The sequence below is a fragment of the Pseudomonas sp. H3_D04 genome (genome assembly GCF_054669175.1).
The window spans coordinates 5215875-5231374 of sequence record NZ_CP162801.1 but is presented as its reverse complement, the minus strand read 5'-3'; the positions used below and the strand labels follow the sequence as shown (position 1 = coordinate 5231374).

General features: G+C 59.6%; 11 protein-coding genes and 2 tRNA genes. 9 read left to right on the top strand and 4 right to left on the bottom strand.

The annotated features are described in order from the left end of the window. Nucleotides 1-148 precede the first annotated feature (148 nt). The gene (locus tag AB4N91_RS24130) at nucleotides 149-2083 is read left to right on the top strand and encodes a methyl-accepting chemotaxis protein (RefSeq protein ID WP_010464192.1); all 1935 of its coding nucleotides are present in this window, start codon (nucleotides 149-151) and stop codon (nucleotides 2081-2083) included. A gap of 123 nt (nucleotides 2084-2206) precedes the next feature. Here the strand turns inward: AB4N91_RS24130 and AB4N91_RS24125 are convergent, their stop codons facing one another. The 4 genes from AB4N91_RS24125 to AB4N91_RS24110 all read right to left on the bottom strand — a co-directional run bounded on the left by AB4N91_RS24125 (nucleotide 2207) and on the right by AB4N91_RS24110 (nucleotide 5341). Beyond that, a complete protein-coding gene (locus AB4N91_RS24125) occupies nucleotides 2207-3772 on the bottom strand; it encodes an ABC transporter permease (RefSeq protein ID WP_077750242.1) in 1566 nt (521 codons plus the stop codon). Continuing rightward, nucleotides 3772-4782 carry an iron ABC transporter substrate-binding protein gene (locus AB4N91_RS24120; RefSeq protein WP_077750243.1) on the bottom strand — a complete coding sequence of 337 codons (1011 nt, stop codon included), beginning with the start codon at nucleotides 4780-4782 and terminating at the stop codon, nucleotides 3772-3774. The genes AB4N91_RS24125 and AB4N91_RS24120 overlap by 1 nt, the downstream gene beginning before the upstream one ends. A gap of 219 nt (nucleotides 4783-5001) precedes the next feature. After that, a tRNA-Leu gene (locus AB4N91_RS24115) sits at nucleotides 5002-5088 on the bottom strand. A 166-nt stretch (nucleotides 5089-5254) separates the two neighbouring features. Beyond that, a tRNA-Leu gene (locus AB4N91_RS24110) sits at nucleotides 5255-5341 on the bottom strand. 226 nt (nucleotides 5342-5567) lie between these two features. Here AB4N91_RS24110 and rnr point away from each other — a divergent pair. From rnr to AB4N91_RS24070, 8 genes are all read left to right on the top strand, one after another. Continuing rightward, nucleotides 5568-8198, top strand: a complete 2631-nt coding sequence (gene rnr / locus AB4N91_RS24105; protein WP_010464189.1) for a ribonuclease R — start codon at nucleotides 5568-5570, stop codon at nucleotides 8196-8198. Then, nucleotides 8195-8962, top strand: coding sequence for a 23S rRNA (guanosine(2251)-2'-O)-methyltransferase RlmB (gene rlmB, locus AB4N91_RS24100; RefSeq protein ID WP_010464188.1), 768 nt, complete (start codon nucleotides 8195-8197; stop codon nucleotides 8960-8962). The genes rnr and rlmB overlap by 4 nt, the downstream gene beginning before the upstream one ends. Before the next feature lie 315 nt (nucleotides 8963-9277). After that, nucleotides 9278-9700 carry a 30S ribosomal protein S6 gene (gene rpsF / locus AB4N91_RS24095; RefSeq protein WP_003217491.1) on the top strand — a complete coding sequence of 141 codons (423 nt, stop codon included), beginning with the start codon at nucleotides 9278-9280 and terminating at the stop codon, nucleotides 9698-9700. A gap of 28 nt (nucleotides 9701-9728) precedes the next feature. Then, entirely contained in the window at nucleotides 9729-9959 is a 231-nt protein-coding gene (gene rpsR, locus AB4N91_RS24090; protein ID WP_002551829.1) for a 30S ribosomal protein S18, read from the top strand. Between the two features lie 36 nt (nucleotides 9960-9995). Next, complete coding sequence (locus tag AB4N91_RS24085) at nucleotides 9996-10889, top strand: YybS family protein (RefSeq protein WP_010464187.1); 894 nt, start codon at nucleotides 9996-9998, stop codon at nucleotides 10887-10889. A 19-nt stretch (nucleotides 10890-10908) separates the two neighbouring features. Further along, a complete protein-coding gene (rplI, locus tag AB4N91_RS24080; RefSeq protein ID WP_003197251.1) occupies nucleotides 10909-11355 on the top strand; it encodes a 50S ribosomal protein L9 in 447 nt (148 codons plus the stop codon). A 108-nt stretch (nucleotides 11356-11463) separates the two neighbouring features. Next, nucleotides 11464-12858: a replicative DNA helicase gene (dnaB, locus tag AB4N91_RS24075; RefSeq protein WP_010464182.1), complete on the top strand. Its 1395-nt coding sequence runs from the start codon at nucleotides 11464-11466 to the stop codon at nucleotides 12856-12858. 281 nt (nucleotides 12859-13139) lie between these two features. Next, nucleotides 13140-15443 carry a YgiQ family radical SAM protein gene (locus tag AB4N91_RS24070; RefSeq protein ID WP_077748929.1) on the top strand — a complete coding sequence of 768 codons (2304 nt, stop codon included), beginning with the start codon at nucleotides 13140-13142 and terminating at the stop codon, nucleotides 15441-15443. The last annotated feature ends 57 nt before the right edge of the window (nucleotides 15444-15500 follow it).

The window sequence follows — 15500 nt, the reverse complement described above, 5'->3', positions numbered from 1 at the left end:
AGTTGTTGATGTAGAAAGCAAAGGGCCCTTGATTGGGCCCTTTGTCGTTTATACCTGCCGGACGGCATGACCTTTGCTGTGATGTTGAATAAAAGCATCGCTTCCAGTGCGCCATCAATTTAATGGCGCCAAAGCAGAGGGATTCCAAGTGTCGGCCGTTCTCTCATTGTTACAAAGCCGTTTGTTGCGGCCTGTGTTCGTTACCCTTGGTATCGCCCTTTTGGTGCAGGTGCTGGTGGCTGTTGCTCTGACTCGGAGCACGGTGACTGCGCTTGAGGCTGATCTTGGTGTGCGTCTGGGTGTCGACAGCCAAAAACTGTCTGGAGAGCTTGAGCAGGCGGGGCGTGAAGTCACGTCGAGCCTGGACAACCTCTCTACCAGCACCCGTCAGCGACTCACTGCCGGCTTGTCTACGCGATTGAAAGACGAGCAGGTGCAATTGCGTGCGACGTTGGAAAAGGATCTCAAGGATTCGGCCAACGACATGGCGCAACTGCTGGCCTCGGTCGCTCCGCGCGCCATGTGGGACAGCGACGTTCCAACCCTGTCCGAATTTGCCCGTCGAGCCCAGCGCAATCCCAACGTGTTGTTCGTGGTGTATGACGACGCGACGGGTCAACACCTGACGCGCTACCTCAACCGCGAAAATCCGATCAACAAGGCGCTGCTGGAGAAAGGCCAGGGCGAGCGTGCGCTGGACAAAGTGCTGGACGCGGCGAAGAACGATCCGTCGGTCTACTACCTCGAAGCATCGATCAACCCCAATGGTGTGGAAATCGGCAAGGTCTTGATGGGTGTCTCGACCGCCTCGGTGGAAACTGATCTGGCGGCCCTGGATAAACGTTTTGCGGCGCTGATCGCTAGCGGAGATCAACTGGTTGGCGACAGCCTCAAAGGCGCGGCCGCCGACAGCGCCACGGCGATGCGTGCGCGTCTGACGTCTGCGCAGGCTACGGCCTCTGAAATGAAAGCCAACACCACCAGCACCGTGCAGGAAGCGGCGTCGACATTGCGCTGGCGCATCGGGATGTTCCTGGCGCTGGTCGGTTGCGGTGTGCTGCTGTTGCTCGCGGTGGTGCTGGGCCGTCGTGTGGTCAATCGCTTGAAAATGCTCATCGCCGCCATGGATGACCTGGCGGCGGGTGAGGGCGACCTGACCAAGCGCGTGCAGATCAATAGCAAAGATGAAATCGGCGATATGGCCGCGGCGGTCAACCGCTTTGTGGATAAGTTGCAGCCGATCGTGCGCGAAGCGGGCGATGTGGCCCAGCGTACCGGTGTGGAAATCGGCGCCATGACCCTGCGCAATGCCGGAGCTGATGCGGCGGCGGGCATGCAGCGTGATGAAGTGGCTGAGAGCCTGCGCGCGTTGTCGCAGATGGCCGATGAAGCCCAATCGGAAAGCAACGCCATGCAGGCTGCGTTGCAGCAAGTGGTGGATATTCGTTCGGCCACCGATGAGAACACTCGAACTTCGGCGAAGGTCGGTAGCCTGATCGAGGCGTTGGCCGGGCAGGTCGATACCGGCGCGAAAGTCATCGAGCGTCTGGCGCAGCAGAGCGAGCAGATTGAAGTGGTGCTGACGGTGATTCACGGGATCGCCGAGCAAACCAACCTTCTGGCACTGAACGCCGCCATCGAAGCGGCGCGTGCCGGCGAAACCGGTCGCGGCTTTGCGGTGGTGGCGGACGAAGTCCGGGCGTTGGCGAGCAAGACCCAAAGCTCCACCGGCGACATCCAGGCGCACATCGTGGCCTTGCAGCAAGGTGCGCGTGAAGCGGTGGCAGCGATCGGCCAGGCCGGGCGTCAGGCCAATGAAGGTTTGCTGGTATTGCGTGACAGCGCACGGTTGCAGCAATCGGTGCAGGCATCGGTCGAGCAGGTGCATGCGGCGATTGGTCTGGCGACCCAGGCAGCGGCGCATCAGGCGCAAGGTGCACAAGCGGTGCGGGGTCGGGTTGAGACGATTCATGCACAGGCTGAGAAAGCGGCTCAGGCGGTGGTGGAAACCACGGCCAGCGGCAAGGTGCTGGATGGGTTGGCGGCGCAGCTGAAGGCGAGCCTGGGGCAGTTCAGGGCGTAAGATTTGTATTGGTTGAGCTGACGTCATCGCGAGCAGGCGCGCTCCCACGGGATTGTGGGTGGGCACAGAATTTGTGACCACCTCAGATCAAATGTGGGGGTGAGCCTGCTCGCGATGGCGATCTTATCGGCTCAAATACATCCGTGTTGTCAGTAAATAAACCGGCAGCCCCGACACCAGAATCAACAACGCCGCATAAGGCGCCGCTGCCGCGAACTCCACGTTCGCGGTATGCGCCCAAACCTCCGTCGCCAGCGTATTGAGCCCGGTCGGACTCAACAGCAGCGTCGCCGTCAGCTCCTTCATCGCATCCAGAAACACCAGCGCAAACGCTGCGCCCAGTGCTGGAAAGATGATCGGCAGCGTCACCCGGCAAAACGCACTGAAAGACGATGCCCCCAGCGTGCGTGCCGCCTCTTCCAGTTGCGGCGCGGCCTTGTTCAGCGCCGTGCGAATCGGTGCCTGCGCCAATGGCAAAAACAGTAGCGCATAAGCGATCAGCAGCAGTGCCGAAGTCTGGTACAGCACCGGTACGTAATGCAGGGCGAAATACACCAGCGTCAGCGCAATCACCAAGCCTGGCAGCGCGTGCAGCAGATAGGGCAAGCGCTCGGCCCAGATCGCCAGCCGGCCTTTGTGCCGCACCACCAGCAATCCCACCGGCACCGCCAGCACCAGGCACAGTGCAGCGCCACCCAGCGACAGCGCCAGGGACGACAGTAGCGCTTCGCTGATTGCTGCCACCGGGAATGCTGCCGACGAACCTACCGCCAGCCAGTACGCCAGCATCCCCAGCGGAATGCCGCTGCCGATGATTGCCAATGCCAGGCAGTAAACCTGTCCGGCAACCGTCCACGGCCCCAGTCGAACCTGTTCCGCCTGCCGCGCTGCGCCCTGGCCGGTGCGCACGTGCCGGCCTTTGCCGCGTACTCGCAACTCAAGCCACAACAGCACCAGGCACAGCGCCAGAAGCACCGCCGACAGCATCGCCGCGTTGGCGTTGCTGAATTCCAGTTCGAACTGCTGATAAATCGCGGTGGTAAAGGTTTGCAGGCCGATGATCGACAGGGCGCCGAACTCCACCAGCATGTGCAGGGCAATCAACAGCGAACCTGCAAGCAGGGACGGCCAAAGCAGGGGGAGGGTAATCCTGAAAAACACGCCCCACCGATTCTGTCCCAGCGTGCGGGCTGACTCTTCCAGGGACGGATCGAGGTTGCGCAGGGTTGCTGCAACGGGCAGAAAGATCAGTGGGTACTTGGACAGGGTCATCACCAGGATCGCCCCGCCCAGGCCTTCGAAATGCGCGCTCAGGGATACCCAGGTAAAACTGCTGACGAACGCCGGCACGGCGAACGGCAAGCACAGGATAACGCCCCACACTCGCCGTCCCGGCAGATTGCTGCGTTCCAGCAGCCAGGCAAGGGACAAACCGATCACGCCGCAGGCGACGGTCACGCCGATCATCAGCGCCAACGTATTGCGCAGCAGCCCGAACACATAAGGCCGCCACAGCAAATGCAGCGCCTCGGCCCAGCCGGCCTGCCAGGTCTTGAGCCCGACATACACCAGCGGCAAAAGGCTGAGCACCACCAGCAGCAAAACCGGCAGCAGCAGCCAGATCGACGGCCGCTTGCGCCGTGGCACGTAACCCCCGCGCGAGGCGGGGGCGGATAACGATGCGCTCATCAGTTCAAGCCAACGTCACGTTCCAGGTCCAGGGCTTCTTCGGCGTTGCCGAGGTCGGCCGGGGTGACTTTCGGTGCCTCCAGTTCGCTGAACGGCTTGAGACCGCGATCCGATTCCATGCCTTTGTGCAGCGGGTATTCGGCGGTGGTCTGGGTGATCACGCGCTGACCTTCTTCGCTGGCCATGTAGGCGAGAAATTGCTGGGCTTCTTTTGGATGCTTGCTGGATTTCAGCACGGCGGCGCTGGAAACAGTGATCAAGCCGCCGACGTCGCCGCCGGTGAAGTAATGCAGTTTCGAGTCGAGCTGGCCTTTTTCCCGTTGCAAGGCGAACCAGTAGTAGTTGTTCACCAGCACGGTGGCGACTTCGCCGTTTTCCACCGCTTTCAGCGCAACCATGTTGTTGCTGTAAGTCTTGCCGAACGCGCGCAGGCCGGTCAGCCATTCTTCGGCCGCGTCCATGCCATGCACTTTGATGATTGCCACGGCCTGTTCCTGGAACGCGCCGCTGGTAGGCACGAAACCGACCTTGCCTTGCCATTTCGGATCGGAGAATTCCATCACCGACTTGGGCAGGTCTTTTTCATCGATCAGTTTCGGGTTGAAAGCGACCACGCGGACCCGGGCGGTGATGCCGATCCAGGTGCCATTACCGGCGACGTAGTCTTTCGGCAGAACGGCGAGGGTGGCTGCGTCGGTCTTGGCCAGCAGGCCCTGTTCGCCGAGTTTGTTCAGCGGAGGCGATTCTTCTGTGTAGATCACATCGGCGGGAGAGCGGTCGCCTTCTTCGACGACCTGGCTGGCGAGCTGATTGCTGCTGCCTTTGCGCACGTTGACGTGAATGCCGGTCTTGGCTTCGAAGGCTTTGGCGATGGCGTCGCCGACTTCCTTGTGTTGGCCGTTGTAGAGGGTCAGGGAAACTGTATCAGCAGCCTGGGAGAGGGGAGTGGCGAGTGCCAGGCCGAGCAGGGTGAAGGTCAGGCCGCGGCGCAGGGTATTTCGAAACATCATTCGCAGGGTTCCTCACTGTCGCATTGCAAAAACTTGAAACAATGATAAACGATATTGTTTCTCAAGTGCGCCTTGCGGGGCGCAGAGGGTTTTGCTAGAGGGGGTGCGATCTCTTTGGCGAGGGAGGAGTAATGGCTTGAAGTTTTTGAATGCCAGAAACGCAAAAACCCGCTTTCGCGGGTTTCTGTGAAATCCAAGATCGAAACCTTGAATTTGAATTGGTGCCCAGAAGAAGACTCGAACTTCCACGACCTTGCGGTCACCAGCACCTGAAGCTGGCGTGTCTACCAATTTCACCATCTGGGCATAATCTTCAGCGTCGCCGCTGTTGATGTGGCGCACTATACGGAGAGCGTTTTGATCTGTAAACCCCTGATTTAGATTTAATAAATCAGATGTTTAGAATGCAAAAAACCCGCTTTCGCGGGTTTTTGTGTGAGCCTTGAAATTGATCTAATCTCAAGCTCGTAATTGGTGCCCAGAAGAAGACTCGAACTTCCACGACCTTGCGGTCACCAGCACCTGAAGCTGGCGTGTCTACCAATTTCACCATCTGGGCAGTATCGGCAACGCTAGTGCGTCGTCGATGGCGCGCACTATACGGAGCGTCTTTTTAACTGTAAACCCCTGGCATCAAAAAAACCTGGAAAATTTTACCAGCGGCATTTAAATCAGCTTTGCGCTGTCGATATAAGGCTTTAGATGGGCTGTCGCAGCCTGAAATTTCCCGTTTCATTACGCCTATGCCAAACTAACCCGCATATAGACAAGGTGAAAACTCTCTAATGGCCGATTGGCAGTCCCTCGATCCCGAGGCCGCTCGTGAAGCGGAAAAATATGAAAACCCTATTCCTAGCCGCGAACTGATCCTTCAGCACCTTGCTGATCGGGGTTCGCCTGCTAACCGCGAGCAGTTGGTGGAAGAGTTTGGTCTGACCACGGAAGACCAGATCGAAGCCCTGCGTCGCCGCCTGCGCGCCATGGAGCGCGACGCTCAACTGATCTATACCCGTCGCGGCACCTATGCGCCTGTGGATAAGCTCGACCTGATCCTGGGCCGCATCAGCGGTCACCGTGACGGCTTCGGCTTCCTGGTCCCGGACGACGGCAGCGATGACCTGTTCATGAGCCCGGCGCAAATGCGCCTGGTGTTCGATGGTGACCGAGCCCTGGCCCGTGTGTCTGGCCTCGACCGTCGCGGTCGTCGCGAAGGCATGATCGTCGAAGTGGTGTCCCGTGCCCACGAGACCATCGTCGGTCGCTACTTCGAAGAAGGCGGTATCGGCTTCGTGGTGGCGGACAATCCGAAGATCCAGCAAGAAGTGCTGGTCACTCCGGGTCGTAACGCCAACGCGCAGATCGGTCAATTCGTCGAAGTGAAGATCACGCACTGGCCGACCCCGCGCTTCCAGCCGCAAGGCGACGTGGTCGAGGTCGTGGGCAACTACATGGCGCCGGGCATGGAAATCGACGTTGCCCTGCGCACCTACGATATTCCTCACGTCTGGCCTGAGGCGGTGCTCAAAGAAGCCGCCAAGCTCAAGCCTGAAGTTGAAGAGAAAGACAAAGAGAAGCGCATCGACCTGCGTCATCTGCCGTTCGTGACCATCGACGGTGAAGATGCGCGCGACTTCGATGACGCGGTTTACTGCGAAGCCAAGCCTGGCAAGCTGCGCCTGTTCTCCGGCGGCTGGAAGTTGTACGTGGCGATTGCCGACGTTTCCAGCTACGTGAAGATCGGTTCGGCACTGGATAACGAATCCCAGGTTCGCGGCAACTCGGTGTACTTCCCCGAGCGCGTCGTGCCGATGCTGCCGGAGCAGCTGTCCAACGGCCTGTGCTCGCTGAACCCGCACGTCGATCGCCTGGCCATGGTTTGCGAGATGACCATCTCCAAAACCGGCGAGATGACCGACTACTGCTTCTATGAAGCGGTGATTCACTCCCACGCCCGCCTGACCTACAACAAGGTCAGCGCGATGCTGGAAACGCCGAAACTCACAGAAGCGCGTCAGCTGCGTGGCGAGTACACCGACGTCCTGCCACACCTCAAGCAGCTTTACGCACTGTACAAAGTGCTGCTGGCTGCTCGTCACGTGCGTGGCGCGATCGATTTCGAAACGCAGGAAACCCGGATCATTTTCGGTACCGAGCGCAAGATTGCCGAAATCCGTCCGACCGTGCGTAACGATGCGCACAAGCTGATCGAGGAATGCATGCTGGCGGCCAACGTGGCCACCGCCGAATTCCTGAAAAAGCACGAAATCCCTGCGCTGTATCGCGTCCACGACGGTCCGCCACCGGAGCGTCTGGAAAAACTGCGCGCCTTCCTCGGCGAGCTAGGCCTGTCCTTGCACAAAGGCAAGGACGGCCCGTCGCCGAAGGATTACCAGGCCTTGCTGGCCAGCATCAAGGACCGTCCGGATTTCCACTTGATCCAGACCGTCATGCTGCGCTCGTTGAGCCAGGCGGTGTACAGCGCCGATAACCAGGGCCACTTCGGCCTGAATTACGAAGCCTATACCCACTTCACCTCGCCGATCCGCCGCTACCCGGACTTGCTCACGCACCGGGCGATCCGCAGCGTCATCCATTCCAAGCAGAACACCCCACACGTTCGCCGTGCCGGCGCGATGACTATTCCGAAAGCGCGCATCTATCCATACGACGAAGCGGCGCTGGAGCAGCTCGGCGAGCAATGCTCGATGAGCGAACGCCGTGCCGACGAAGCCACCCGCGACGTGGTGAACTGGCTCAAGTGCGAGTTCATGAAAGACCGTGTGGGCGAATCGTTCCCGGGTGTGATCACCGCAGTAACCGGTTTTGGTCTGTTCGTCGAGCTGACCGACATCTACGTCGAAGGCCTGGTGCACGTCACCGCGCTGCCGGGCGATTACTACCACTTCGACCCTGTGCACCACCGCCTCGCCGGTGAGCGTACCGGTCGCAGCTTCCGCCTTGGCGACACCGTTGAAGTGCGCGTGATGCGCGTTGACCTCGACGAGCGCAAGATCGACTTCGAGATGGCGGAAAAAACCATCAGCGCGCCGATCGGCCGCAAAAAGCGCGGAACTGAAAAGACCGAGCCAGCCGCCAAGACATCGGCCAAAACCGCAGCAGAACCGGCACCGGCAAAAACCGGTCGTCGTCCTGCCAAGGAAAAGGCTGTCGAAGCCTATCGCCCAAGCGATGCTGCGGCGAAAAATGCCGAGCTGCGTAAAAGCCGTGAATTGAAACAGGCGTTACTGTCTGAAGCAAAAAGCGGCGGTAAAGCGGCGTCTGGGGGAAAGACCGGACGGTCGGCGCCTGACAAGGCCCCCGGCAGCAAGCCAAGCAAACACCGTAAAGGCCCGCCAAAAGCGGGTTCGGCCCCAGCCAAAAGCGGCGGTGCGCGTAAACCTAAGGCCAAGTCATGAGTAATCTGGAAAAGATCTACGGCGTGCACGCTGTAGAAGCATTGCTGCGTCACCACCCGAAACGCGTCAAGCAAATCTGGCTGGCTGAAGGCCGCAGTGATCCGCGGGTTCAGACACTGATCGCCCTGGCTGCGGAAAATCGCGTGGCCGTCGGCCAGGCCGAGCGCCGTGAGCTGGATGCCTGGGTTGAGGGCGTGCACCAGGGCGTCGTGGCGGATGTGAGCCCGAGCCAGGTCTGGGGCGAAGCGATGCTCGACGAGTTGCTCGATCGCACCGAAGGCGCGCCGCTGCTGCTGGTGCTCGACGGCGTGACCGATCCGCACAATCTGGGCGCTTGCCTGCGTTCGGCCGATGCGGCCGGTGCGCTGGCGGTGATCGTGCCGAAGGACAAGTCAGCCACCCTGACCCCGACGGTACGGAAGGTGGCTTGTGGTGCGGCGGAAGTGATTCCGTTGGTCGCCGTGACCAACCTGGCGCGAACCCTGGAAAAACTCAAGCAGCGTGGCTTGTGGGTTGTCGGTACGGCGGGCGAGGCTGAGCAGAGTCTGTATCAGCAAGACATGACTGGCCCGACCATCCTGATCATGGGCGCGGAAGGCAGTGGCATGCGTCGCCTGACTCGCGATCTTTGCGACTACTTGGTGCATCTGCCGATGACGGGCAGCGTCAGCAGTCTCAACGTGTCTGTGGCGACTGGCGTTTGCCTGTTCGAGGCCCAGCGCCAGCGCAGCGTCAAAGCTGCGGCGGGCGGCAAGAAGTCTTAAGCCGGTTGTAATCCCTGTGGGAGCGCACCTGCTCGCGAAAGCGGAGTAACATTCAGCATCAATGTTGAATGTCATGCCCCCTTCGCGAGCAGGCTCGCTCCCACAGTGGTTTGTGTCAGGGCGAAAAGTTGCGGTGCGAACGAACTGTTCAAATAATCACCAATTGCCTTGCACCTCTTCTATCCCTTCTCTACAATTGCGCCCCTTGCTGTGACGGCAGGCACTCACGTGTCTATCGCAAGCAAGTCCATAAGTGTCATTCACTCCTTGTCTGACCGTTTTTGAACGGCAGGCTACAACCCGTAAGGAGCATTCATGCGTCATTACGAAATCATCTTTTTGGTCCACCCGGATCAAAGCGAGCAAGTCGGCGGCATGGTTGAGCGTTACACCAAGCTGATCGAAGAAGACGGCGGCAAAATCCACCGTCTGGAAGATTGGGGCCGTCGTCAACTGGCCTACGCAATCAACAATGTTCACAAGGCTCACTACGTGATGCTGAACGTTGAGTGCACTGGCAAGGCCCTGGCCGAGCTGGAAGACAACTTCCGCTACAACGATGCAGTGATCCGTAACCTGGTCATCCGTCGCGAAGAAGCCGTTACCGGCCAATCCGAGATGCTCAAGGCTGAAGAAAACCGCAGTGAGCGCCGTGAGCGTCGCGACCGTCCTGAGCACGAAGGCGCTGAAAGCGCTGATAGTGATGACAGCGACAACAGCGATAACGCTGACGAGTAATCCACGGACCTTTTAAGGAGCCTATCAAATGGCACGTTTCTTCCGTCGTCGTAAATTCTGCCGCTTCACCGCTGAAGACGTGAAAGAGATCGATTACAAAGATCTCAACACTCTGAAAGCCTACGTATCCGAGACCGGCAAAATCGTTCCAAGCCGCATCACCGGTACCAAAGCTCGTTATCAGCGTCAGCTGGCCACCGCTATCAAGCGCGCCCGCTTCCTGGCCCTGCTGGCCTACACCGACAGCCACGGCCGCTGAGACCGGGCAGTCGACACGTAGCAAAGGATTGAATGCATGCGCGCCTTAGCTGAGTTCATCATGCGCGGCCGTATGCAGGCCACTCTGGTAGTGGCTGGATGCGCAATACTGCCGTTGTTGTATTGGTTGGGTGCTGCCGCCGGATGCCTTGTGCTCCTGCGGCGCGGATTGAAGGACGCCATTGGCGTACTTGCTCTGGGGCTGCTGCCGGCGTTGATCTGGTGGCTTTACTCCGATGACCCACGGGCACTTCTGGTGCTGCTGGGGTCTTCGAGCCTTGCGTTGGTTTTGCGCGCAAGCGAGTCCTGGAACCGCGTGCTGCTGGTCAGCATAGCGATGGGAGTGGTGTTTGCAGTGGTGCTGGGGACAGTTTTTGCTCCCCAAATCGAGATGCTGGCGCAGGCTTTGATAAAAGTCATGCCGTCGCTACTCGGTGATGTCTACCAGAAGTTGTCGGTAGACGAGCAAGCGCATTTTGCGTCCCTGATTGCACCAGTCCTGACCGGCCTGATTGCGGCCTTGTTGCAAATCGTCAGTGTGCTGAGCCTGATTGTCGGGCGCTACTGGCAGGCGTTGTTGTACAACCCGGGTGGTTTTGGTCGCGAGTTTCGCGCCATCCGATTCCCGCTTTTACCAGCGATGTTGCTGCTGGCGTTCATGCTTCTGGGACCGAACATCGGTCCACAGATGGCCATGTTGACGCCGTTGTGCAGCGTACCGCTGGTGTTCGCCGGGCTGGCCCTGATTCACGGGCTGGTGGCGCAAAAGCGACTGGCCAGGTTCTGGCTGGTGGGGTTGTACGTCACGCTGTTGCTGTTCATGCAGCTGATCTATCCGTTGCTGGTGGTCTTGGCCATCGTCGACAGCCTGATTGATTTTCGCGGTCGTTCGACGCCGAAAGACGTCGATAGCGCGAACGGTGAAGGTTAAAAGTTAAGAGGATTTTCACATGCAACTGATCCTTCTGGAAAAAGTCACCAACCTGGGCAACCTGGGTGACAAAGTAAACGTTAAGGCTGGTTACGGTCGTAACTACCTGCTGCCTTACGGCAAAGCTACCGCTGCGACCGCTGCCAACCTGGCTGCGTTCGAAGAGCGTCGCGCTGAGCTGGAAAAAGCCGCAGCAGACCGTAAAACTTCGGCTGAAAGCCGTGCCGCCCAACTGGCTGAGCTGGAAGTGACTATCACTGCCACCGCTGGTGACGAAGGCAAGCTGTTCGGTTCGATCGGTACTCACGACATCGCTGATGCACTGACCGCCTCTGGCGTTGAAGTGGCAAAAAGCGAAGTTCGTCTGCCGAACGGCACCATCCGCAACGTAGGCGAATTCGACGTAGCCGTGCACCTGCACGCCGAAGTTGAAGCCACCGTACGCGTTGTCGTGGTAGCAGCTTAAGCAGCACTTGTCGGCTGGCACCCTCGGGTGCTTGCCGGTAACATCGGGCACGATCCTGTTTACAGGTCGTGCCCTTTGTCTTTCTGAAACCCCCAATTTCTAGTGGCCATGAACGATATCTCCGCTCCCGAGCAATACGATCTGCAAACCGCTGCCCTGAAGGTGCCGCCGCATTCCATCGAGGCCGAACAGGCCGTGCTCGGTGGTTTGATGCTGGACAACAACGCCTGGGAACGCGTGTTGGATCAAGTGTCGGACGGCGATTTCTATCGGCATGACCACCGTTTGATCTTCCGCGCGATCGCCAAGCTCGCCGACCAGAACTCCCCCATCGACGTCGTGACCCTTGCCGAGCAATTGGACAAGGAAGGTCAGACCTCGCAGGTCGGTGGTCTCGGTTACCTGGGTGAGCTGGCGAAAAACACGCCGTCCGTCGCCAACATCAAGGCTTATGCCCAGATTGTTCGTGCGCGGGCAACCTTGCGCCAACTGATCGGCATTGCCTCCGAAATTGCCGACAGTGCCTTCAACCCGGAAGGCCGTACCGCTGAAGAGATTCTCGACGAAGCCGAGCGCCAGATCTTCCAGATCGCTGAGGCCCGGCCAAAAACCGGCGGCCCGGTGAGTGTGAATGACCTGTTGACCAAGGCTATCGACCGCATCGACACCTTGTTCAACACCGACAACGCCATTACTGGTCTGTCCACCGGTTACACCGACCTCGACGGAATGACCAGTGGCTTGCAACCGTCTGACCTGATCATCGTCGCCGGCCGTCCATCCATGGGTAAAACCACCTTTGCGATGAACCTGGTGGAAAACGCCGTATTGCGCAGCGACAAGTGCGTACTGGTCTACTCGCTCGAGATGCCAGGCGAATCGCTGATCATGCGTATGCTGTCGTCCCTCGGCCGTATCGACCAGACCAAGGTCCGTGCCGGTCGCCTGGACGACGACGATTGGCCGCGCCTGACCTCGGCGGTCAACCTGCTCAATGATCGCAAACTGTTCATCGACGATACGGCCGGCATCAGCCCGTCGGAAATGCGTGCGCGTACCCGACGCCTGGTGCGTGAGCACGGCGACATCGCCCTGATCATGATCGACTACCTGCAATTGATGCAAATCCCGGGTTCGGGCGGTGACAACCGGACCAACGAGATTTCCGAGATCTCCCGTTCCTTGAAGGCCCTCGCCAAGGAATTCAACTGCCCGGTGGTGGCGTTGTCCCAGCTCAACCGCTCCCTGGAGCAGCGACCGAACAAACGCCCGATCAACTCCGACCTCCGGGAATCCGGAGCGATCGAGCAGGATGCTGACGTGATCATGTTCGTTTACCGGGACGAGGTGTACCACCCGGAAACTGAGCACAAAGGCATCGCCGAGATCATCATCGGCAAGCAGCGGAACGGCCCGATCGGCACGTCGCGGCTGGCGTTCATCGGCAAGTACACCCGCTTCGAAAACCTCGCACCGGGCAGCTACAACTTCGACGACGAGTAACGCCCAGGCAGGACGCTTGCCTGTGGGGAGCTTGCTCCCGCTCGGCTGCGCAGCAGTCGCAAAGCTGAGGAATGCGGTCCGTCTGGAAAAATTCGGTCGAAGGTTTTGGGGCCGCTTCGCTGCCCAGCGGGAGCAAGCTCCCTCGCCACAAGGGTTGCGCCTGGCCTCTGGATCTTTGCGCGAAACGGGCGCCGCAATTTCCGACCATAGCCGTCGGAATTGGTTGTTTTTTGTGCTATATTCCGCGCCCGCGATTTTTCATCTCAACACCGGTCATCGTCATGCAAACAGCCAAGCCGTTATTTGACTATCCCAAGTACTGGGCCGAATGTTTCGGCCCGGCGCCATTCCTGCCGATGAGCAGGGAGGAGATGGATCAGCTTGGCTGGGATTCCTGCGACATCATCATCGTCACCGGTGATGCGTACGTTGACCATCCGTCGTTCGGCATGGCAATCATCGGCCGGCTGCTGGAGTCGCAAGGCTTCCGCGTCGGGATCATTGCCCAGCCAAACTGGCAGTCCAAAGACGACTTCATGAAGCTCGGCGAGCCGAACCTGTTCTTCGGTGTCGCGGCCGGCAACATGGATTCGATGATCAACCGCTACACCGCCGACAAGAAAATCCGTTCCGATGACGCCTACACCCCGGGTGGCCTGGCGGGCAAACGTCCGGACCGCGCGAGCCTGGTTTACAGCCAGCGCTGCAAGGAAGCCTACAAGAATGTACCGATCGTGCTCGGCGGCATCGAAGCTTCCCTGCGTCGCATCGCCCACTACGATTACTGGCAGGACCGGGTGCGCAACTCGATCCTGATCGACGCCTGCGCCGACATCCTGCTCTACGGCAACGCCGAGCGTGCGATCGTCGAAGTCGCCCAGCGTCTGTCCTTCGGTCACAAGATCGAAGACATCACTGACGTGCGCGGCACCGCGTTCATCCGTCGTGACACGCCGAAGGACTGGTACGAAGTCGATTCCACGCGCATCGACCGTCCGGGCAAGGTCGACAAGATCATCAACCCGTACGTGAACACCCAGGACACCCAGGCCTGCGCGATCGAGCAGGAAAAAGGCCCGGTTGAAGACCCGAGCGAAGCCAAGGTCGTGCAGATCCTGGCCAGCCCGAAAATGACCCGCGACAAAACCGTGATTCGTCTGCCCTCGGTCGAGAAAGTCCGTGGCGATGCGGTTCTGTACGCTCACGCCAACCGCGTGCTTCACCTGGAAACCAACCCGGGCAACGCCCGCGCCCTGGTGCAGAAGCATGGCGAAGTCGACGTCTGGTTCAACCCGCCGCCGATTCCGATGACCACTGAAGAAATGGACTACGTGTTCGGCATGCCTTACGCACGGGTTCCGCACCCGGCGTATGGCAAGGAAAAAATTCCTGCCTACGACATGATCCGCTTTTCGGTGAACATCATGCGTGGCTGCTTCGGTGGCTGCACCTTCTGCTCGATCACCGAGCACGAAGGCCGGATCATCCAGAACCGTTCCGAAGAGTCGATCATTCGCGAAATCGAAGAGATCCGCGACAAGGTTCCAGGCTTCACTGGCGTGATTTCCGACCTCGGTGGCCCGACTGCGAACATGTACCGCATCGCCTGCAAGAGCCCGGAAATCGAATCCGCGTGCCGCAAGCCGTCGTGCGTGTTCCCGGGCATCTGCCCCAACCTGAACACCGATCACTCATCGCTGATTCAACTGTACCGCAGCGCCCGTGCCTTGCCGGGTGTGAAGAAGATCCTGATCGCGTCCGGCCTGCGCTACGACCTCGCGGTCGAGTCGCCGGAATACGTCAAAGAGCTGGTGACCCACCACGTCGGCGGTTACCTGAAGATCGCCCCGGAACACACCGAGGAAGGTCCGCTCAACCAGATGATGAAACCGGGCATCGGCAGCTATGACAAGTTCAAGCGCATGTTCGAGAAGTACTCCAAGGAAGCCGGGAAAGAGCAGTACCTGATTCCGTACTTCATCGCCGCCCACCCGGGCACCACCGACGAAGACATGATGAACCTGGCCTTGTGGCTCAAGGGCAACGGCTTCCGCGCCGACCAGGTGCAGGCGTTCTACCCGTCGCCGATGGCCACTGCCACCGCGATGTACCATTCGGGCAAGAACCCGCTGCGCAAGGTCACTTACAAGAGCGACGCCGTGACCATCGTCAAGAGTGAAGAGCAGCGTCGCCTGCACAAGGCGTTCTTGCGTTATCACGACCCGAAAGGCTGGCCGATGCTGCGTGAAGCGTTGACCCGCATGGGCCGCGCCGACCTGATCGGGCCGGGCAAGAACCAGTTGATCCCGCTACATCAGCCGGCGACCGACAGCTACCAGAGCGCCCGTCGCAAGAACTCGACGCCGGCCGGCAGTCACAAGGTTGCAGGGGAAAAGACCACCAAGATCCTGACCCAGCACACCGGCCTGCCACCACGTGCCAGCGATGGCGGCAATCCGTGGGACAAGCGTGAACAGGCCAAGGCGGCGGCATTCGCCCGCAACCAACAGGCGGCCAAAGATCGCAAGGACGCGGCCAAAGGCAAGGGACCGAAGCCTGCGCGCAAGCCGGTAGTGCCGCGCTAAACGCTGACCGCTGATAACAGAACGCCAACCTTCGGGTTGGCGTTTTTTATTGTCTGC

Coding starts and splice junctions, on each gene's coding strand:
- rpsF (WP_003217491.1), top strand. CDS start 9,278: ATGCGTCATTACGAAATCATCTTTTTGGTCCACCCGGATCAAAGCGAG.
- rnr (WP_010464189.1), top strand. CDS start 5,568: ATGGCCGATTGGCAGTCCCTCGATCCCGAGGCCGCTCGTGAAGCGGAA.
- AB4N91_RS24125 (WP_077750242.1), bottom strand. CDS start 3,772: ATGAGCGCATCGTTATCCGCCCCCGCCTCGCGCGGGGGTTACGTGCCA.
- AB4N91_RS24070 (WP_077748929.1), top strand. CDS start 13,140: ATGCAAACAGCCAAGCCGTTATTTGACTATCCCAAGTACTGGGCCGAA.
- AB4N91_RS24085 (WP_010464187.1), top strand. CDS start 9,996: ATGCGCGCCTTAGCTGAGTTCATCATGCGCGGCCGTATGCAGGCCACT.
- dnaB (WP_010464182.1), top strand. CDS start 11,464: ATGAACGATATCTCCGCTCCCGAGCAATACGATCTGCAAACCGCTGCC.
- rplI (WP_003197251.1), top strand. CDS start 10,909: ATGCAACTGATCCTTCTGGAAAAAGTCACCAACCTGGGCAACCTGGGT.
- rlmB (WP_010464188.1), top strand. CDS start 8,195: ATGAGTAATCTGGAAAAGATCTACGGCGTGCACGCTGTAGAAGCATTG.
- rpsR (WP_002551829.1), top strand. CDS start 9,729: ATGGCACGTTTCTTCCGTCGTCGTAAATTCTGCCGCTTCACCGCTGAA.
- AB4N91_RS24120 (WP_077750243.1), bottom strand. CDS start 4,782: ATGATGTTTCGAAATACCCTGCGCCGCGGCCTGACCTTCACCCTGCTC.